Source organism: Herbaspirillum sp. YR522, assembly GCF_000282575.1.
Classification (GTDB): Bacteria; Pseudomonadota; Gammaproteobacteria; order Burkholderiales; family Burkholderiaceae_D; genus Herbaspirillum.
Genome location: NZ_AKJA01000061.1, coordinates 1 through 6382 on the forward strand (window position 1 = coordinate 1; position 6382 = coordinate 6382).

A 6382-nucleotide genomic window follows, 5' to 3' on the forward strand; every position below is an offset into this window, starting at 1 on the left:
GGCCCCATTGGCCCCCATCCACTTGGCATTGTCGATCTGGTGCGAGGTGGTCGACACCGCCAGCGGCACCAGCACGCTGGCCACGCCTGCGGCGGTCAGCTCGGACACCGTGATGGCGCCGGCGCGACAGATCACCAGGTCGGCCTCGGCGTAGCGGCGCGGCATGTCGTCGATGAAGTCCACCACTTCGGCCTGGACCCCGGCGGCTTCGTAGGCCGAGGTCAGGGCCGCGATATGCTGCTTGCCCGATTGATGCGTCACCACCGGTCGCGCCTGTACCGGCAGGCGGGCCAGCGCCGCCGGCACGTTGTCGTTGAGCACCTTGGCGCCCAGGCTGCCGCCCACCACCAGGATGCGCAGCGGCCCGCCGTGGCCGGCATAGCGGGTCGCCGGCGGCGCCAGGCTGGTGATTTCACGGCGCACCGGATTGCCGGTCACCTCGGCCTTGGCCGCGGCCGCGCCAAAATCGGCGGGGAAGCCGAACAGCACCCTGTCGGCCAGCGGCGTAAGGGTCTTGTTGGACAGCAGCAGCGCCGCGTCGGCATTGACCAGCACCAGCGGCTTGCCGCGCAGGCGCGCCATGGCGCCGCCCGGCACGGTCACATAGCCGCCCATGCCCAGCACCACGTCCGGATTGCGCCGGCCCAGGATGTTGAAGCAGCGCACGAAGCTAGTCGCCAGGCGCCAGGCGCCCTTGACGGTATGCATCAGGCCCTTGCCGCGCAGGCCGGAAAACACGATGGTGTCCATCTCGACGCCATGGCGCGGCACCAGCTCGCGCTCCATGCCGTGCGAGGTACCCAGCCACGATACCTGCCAGCCACGCGCCCGCATGGTCTCGGCAATCGCCAGGCCCGGGAAGATATGACCGCCGGTACCGGCAGCCATGATCATCAGCTTGCGGGATGCACTCACAGGCGTCCTCCCCGCATCAGTACGCGATTCTCGTAGTCGATGCGCAGCAGGATCGCCAGGCCGACGCAATTGATCAGCACACCCGAGCCGCCGTAGCTCATCAGCGGCAGCGTCAAGCCCTTGGTCGGCAGTAGGCCCAGGTTCACGCCCATGTTGATGAAGGCCTGCACCCCGATCCAGATGCCGATGCCCTTGGCGACCAGGCCGGCGAAGGTCAGGTCCAGCGCGATTGCCTGGCGGCCGATCTCGAAGGCATGCTTGACCAGCCAATAGAACAGCAGCACCACGACCAGCACGCCGACGAAACCGAGCTCTTCGCCGATCACCGCCAGCAGGAAGTCGGTATGCGCCTCGGGCAGGTAATGCAATTTCTCGACGCTGCTGCCCAGGCCCACGCCGAACAGCTCGCCACGACCGAAGGCGATCAGCGAATGCGACAACTGATAGGCCTTGCCCAGCGCGTTTTCTTCTTCCCACGGGTTGAGGTAGGCGAAGATACGTTCACGACGCCACGGCGAGGTCACGATCACCAGCGAGAACACCCCGACCAGCGTGGCGCCGATGCCGCCGAACCAGACGCCGTTGATACCGCCCAGGAACAGGATCCCCATGGCGATGCAGACGATCACGCCGAACGCGCCCAGGTCGGGCTCGAGCAGCAGCAGCAGGCCCACCAGGCCGACGGCCGCCGCCATCGGCGCGAAACCCTTGACCAGCTTGTGCATGAAGGCCTGCTTGCGCACCGTGTAGTCGGCCGCATACAGCACGATGAACAGCTTCATCAATTCCGACGGCTGCAGGTTGAACACCTTGAACGACAGCCAGCGCTTGGCGCCGTTGACGCCTTTGCCCACGCCCGGCACCAGTACCAGCACCAGCAGGATCAGGGTGCCGGCAAACAGGTACGGCGCCCAGCGCTGCCAGGTCTCGATCGGCACCCGGAACACCACCGCGGCGGCCACCAGCGAGATCACGATGAAGATCGCCTGGCGCGTCAGGAAATGGTAGTTCGAATAGGCGGCGTACTTGGGCGAGTCGGGCAGCGCCACCGAGGCCGAATACACCATCACCATGCCGAACAGCATCAGCAGCATGACCACCCAGATCAGCGGCTGGTCGTATTCCATCATGCGCGAACGCTGTTCGAAACCGACCATGCTGGCCTTGCTGCCGGCCTTGCTGCCCGGCGTGAGCCCGGCCATGCGGCCGGCCGCCGCCGGGGCCGCGTCCTTGACGCTACCCAACAGTTGCCGCAATGACGTCAAGCCGAGCTTCATGGGATCACCTCGCCGCGCGACAGCGCCAGTTCACGCACCGCGTCCACGAACACTTCGGCCCGGTGACGGTAGTTGCGGAACATGTCCAGGCTCGCGCAGGCCGGCGAGAGCAACACGATGTCGCCGGATCGAGCGATGTCGCCAGCCTTCTGCACCGCCTCATCCAGCGTGGCGCAATCGATCAGTTCCACCTGGGTCTGGGCCAGCGCCGCGCGCAAGGCAGGCGCATCGCGTCCGATCAGCAGCACTGTGCGGGCATATTTCTCGACCGGCAAGGCCAGCGGCGAGAAGTCCTGTCCCTTGCCGTCGCCGCCGGCGATGAGCACGATGCGGTTGGGGCGTCCGCCCAGGCCCAGGCCATTGAGCGCGGCCACGGTGGCACCGACATTGGTGCCCTTGCTGTCGTCGTAGTATTCGGCTTCTTGCACCACCGCCACCAGTTCCACCCGGTGTGGCTCGCCCGCGTAGTCGCGCAGGCCGTGCAGCAACGGCGCCATGGGCAGGTCGATGGCGCGGCACAGCGCCAGCGCGGCCAGCGCGTTCATGGCGTTATGGGCGCCGCGGATCTTCAATGCGTCGACCGGCATCAGGCGCTTGACCGTGACCGGCGGCGGCAGCATGTCCTTCTGCTTGCGGCGGCGGCCGGTCGGCTGTTCGTCGTCCTCGTGCACGAAGCCGTTGGCCAGCCACAGCATGCCGTTGTCGTTGACCAGGCCAAAGCTGTTGGGGGCAAGCGGTTCGTCCAGGCCGAATGACGACACCGCGGCCACGGCGTCGGTCATCCTCATCACCAGGGCGTCGTCGCGATTGAGCACGCGCACCGTGCCGGGGCCGAAGATGCGGGCCTTGTCGGCGGCGTAGCCGTGCATGTCGCCGTGCCAGTCGAGATGGTCCTGGCTCAGGTTGAGCACGGTGGCGGCATCGGCTTGCAGGCTATGGGTGGCGTGCAACTGGAAGCTGGACAACTCCAGCACCCAGGCTTGCGGCATCGAGCCACGGTAGGTCGGCTCCGGCGGCGGTGGCGGCGGCACGGCCACCAGCGCATCCTCTTCGGCGCTACGCGAGACCTGCATGAAATCGTCCAGGTTCAGGGCCGCCACTTCATTGCCCGCCACGTCCGAGTGCAGCGAGGCGTCTTCGCTCTGGTCCGAATTGGCAGCCTCGGTCGAGAGGTGCTCCACCGGGACCCCGATGGCCTCGCCATCGCCTTCGGATGGCGGGTCGTCCTGCCCTGGGGGGGCCGCCGATGTCAGCTCGGCATCGGCGGCATCGGTCCGGGCCAGGTCCATCTGGGCGTCGTTGGCAGCGGCATGCGTCTGGGCATCGTCGGTGTCGACGCGCGCGGCCGCTTGCTTGCCCTCGGCCGCTTGCGCCTGGACTGCGTCGGCGGCTTCCTGCGCCAGGCGCTCGGCCTCGGCCTGTGCTTCGGCCGCGGCGATGGCGTCCTGCTCGGCCAGTTGCGCCAGGAAGATGCGGTCGGCGATCACCGCCTCGCGCAGCACGTCGAGGGCGGCCGGGCTGATGTTGCCGGCCACCTTCACCGACAGGCCGGCACGTTGGCACAGCATGCCGGTCAGGCTGGTGACGGTGGTCTTGCCGTTGGTGCCGGTAATGGCCAGCACCTTGGGCTGGTACAGGGTTTCCTCGCGCAGCGCCGCCAGCGCCTGGGCAAACAGTTCGATTTCGCTCCACAGCGGCACGCCGCGTTGCTGCATGACAGGGGCCAGGGGCGCCAGGTCACCCTGCGGCGACAGCCCGGGACTGACCGCGACGAAATCGATACCATCGAGCAGCGCGGCGTGCAGCGGCTGGCCCAGTACCAGCGCGGCGCCCGGCACATCGGCGCGCAATGCGGCCAGGCGCTCGGCCAGCGCCGCTTCGTCGCGGGTATCGGCCACGCGCACACGGGCGCCGCAGTAGTCCAGCCACCGCGCCATTGCCAGGCCGGACTCGCCGAGTCCGAGCACCAGTACGTGTTTGCCCGAGTAATTCATTGTTTGCTGCCCGCTTCTTTCGCTTGATCCACTTGTTTCAACGCAACTTGAGCGTCGACAATCCCAGCAATACCAGCATCATGGTGATGATCCAGAACCGCACCACGACCTGGGTTTCCTTCCAGCCCTTCTGTTCATAGTGATGGTGCAGCGGCGCCATCAACAACACCCGACGACCAGTGCCGTAACGCTTCTTGGTGTACTTGAAGTACGCCACCTGGATCATCACCGACAGGGTCTCGACCACGAAGATGCCGCCCATGATGAACAGTACGATCTCTTGCCGCACGATCACGGCGATGGTACCCAGCGCGCCGCCCAGCGCCAGCGCGCCGACATCGCCCATGAACACCTGCGCCGGGTAGGCGTTGTACCAGAGGAAGGCCAGCCCTGCCCCGCCCATCGCGCCGCAGAAGATCAACAGCTCGCCGGCGCCCGGGATATGCGGAATGAACAGGTATTTGGCATAGCTGGCATTGCCGGTCAGGTAGGCGAACAGCCCCAGCGCGGCGCCGACCAGCACGGTCGGCATGATGGCCAGGCCGTCCAGCCCATCGGTCAGGTTCACGGCATTGCTGGTGCCGACGATGACGAAATAGGTCAGCGCGATGAAGCCCCACACGCCCAGCGGATAGGTGATGCTCTTGAAGAAGGGCACGATCAGGTCGGCCTTGGGGGGCAGGTCCAGGCTGAAGCCCGAACGCACCCAGGCCATGAACAGGTCGAGCACCTTCATGTTGCTCACCTCGGACACCGAGAAGGCCAGGTAGATCGCGGCCACCAGGCCGATCAGGGACTGCCAGAAGAACTTCTCGCGCGAACGCATGCCTTCGGGGTCGCGATGCACCACCTTGCGATAGTCGTCGACCCAGCCGATGGCGCCGAAACCCATGGTGACGATCAGCACGATCCAGACGAAGCGGTTCGACAGGTCGGCCCACAGCAGGGTCGACACGGCAATGCCGATCAGGATCAGCACGCCGCCCATGGTGGGCGTGCCGTTCTTGACCAGGTGCGACTGCGGGCCGTCCTGGCGCACCGCCTGGCCGACCTTCATGCGGGTGAGCATGCGGATCACCGCCGGGCCGGCCACCATGCCGATCAGCAGGGCGGTAAGCGTGGCGAACACGGCACGGAAAGTGATGAATGTGAACAGGCGCAGGAAGCCGAAGTCCTGTTGAAAATTCTGTGCGAGCCAGACCAGCATGCTAATGGGTCTCCTGTTGAAGTTGCGTGACGGATTCAACGTTGACCAGATGCTGTACAACTCGCTCCATCTTCATGAAGCGTGAACCTTTTACCAGGACGGTGGCACCAGCCGGTGCCGCCAGGGTGACGGCGCCATTGAGCGCGTCGATGTCGGCGAAGTGGGCCGCCTGGGCCGCGCCGTCGCCGGGGGTATTGCGATAGGCGTCGATCGCCTCGCGCGCCAGCTCGCCCAATGCATAGAAGCACTGCACGCCGCGCGCGCGGGCATAGGCCCCGATCTCGCGGTGGAACTGCGGGCCCTGGTCGCCCACCTCGCCCATGTCGCCCAGCACCAGCACGCGTGGCGTGGCGATGCCGGCGAGCACGTCAATGGCGGCGCGCACCGAATCGGGGTTGGCGTTATAGGTGTCGTCGATCACCAGCGCGCCGGAAACGGCCTGCTTGCGCTGCAGCCGCCCATTGACCGGGGCGAAGGCCTGCAGGCCTCGTACCACCGCGTCCACCGCGATGCCGGCGCCCAGTGCGCAGGCAGTGGCGGCCAGTGCGTTGCGCACGTTGTGCTCGCCCACGGCGGCCAGTTCGACCCTGAACTGCGCCGACGGCACGGCAATGCCCTTGACGTTGACGCTGAGGGTGCTGCCGAAGGTGCCGGTGACATAGCTGGCACCGACGTCGGCGCTGTCGTCCAGGCCGAAGGTCAGTACCGGGCGCGCCCCGGCTTCTTCGCGCCATAGCGCGGTGAAGTCGTCGTCGGATGGGAATACCGCCACACCGGTAGGCGGCAGGTGGCGGATCACGGCGCCATTCTCGCGCGCCACGGCCTCGACGCTGGCCATGAATTCCTGGTGCTCGCGCTGGGCGTTGTTGACCAGGCCCAGCGTGGGCGCGGCGATGCGCGACAACACGGCGATCTCGCCGGGATGGTTCATGCCCATCTCGATGACGGCGGCGCGGTGCGACGGCGCCAGCCGAAACAGCGTCAGGGGG

The 6382-nt window shown here is 66.8% G+C and carries 5 protein-coding genes; all 5 read right to left on the reverse strand.

The genetic code is table 11. The features are described 5' to 3' along the window. The coding region (gene murG, locus PMI40_RS10220; protein WP_008114851.1) for an undecaprenyldiphospho-muramoylpentapeptide beta-N-acetylglucosaminyltransferase at positions 1–915 on the reverse strand (915 nt) is incomplete at its 3' end. Next, positions 912–2192, reverse strand: coding sequence for a putative lipid II flippase FtsW (gene ftsW / locus PMI40_RS10225; RefSeq protein ID WP_008114853.1), 1281 nt, complete (start codon positions 2190–2192; stop codon positions 912–914). The genes murG and ftsW, both read right to left, overlap by 4 nt. Beyond that, the gene (gene murD, locus PMI40_RS10230) at positions 2189–4186 is read right to left on the reverse strand and encodes a UDP-N-acetylmuramoyl-L-alanine--D-glutamate ligase (protein ID WP_008114854.1); all 1998 of its coding nucleotides are present in this window, start codon (positions 4184–4186) and stop codon (positions 2189–2191) included. Before murD ends, ftsW begins: the two co-directional genes overlap by 4 nt. Positions 4187–4223: 37 nt before the next feature. After that, the gene (mraY, locus tag PMI40_RS10235) at positions 4224–5393 is read right to left on the reverse strand and encodes a phospho-N-acetylmuramoyl-pentapeptide-transferase (RefSeq protein ID WP_008114856.1); all 1170 of its coding nucleotides are present in this window, start codon (positions 5391–5393) and stop codon (positions 4224–4226) included. 1 nt (position 5394) lies between these two features. Then, positions 5395–6382 (reverse strand): UDP-N-acetylmuramoyl-tripeptide--D-alanyl-D-alanine ligase (gene murF / locus PMI40_RS10240; protein WP_008114857.1); only part of this gene is annotated, 988 nt, incomplete at its 5' end.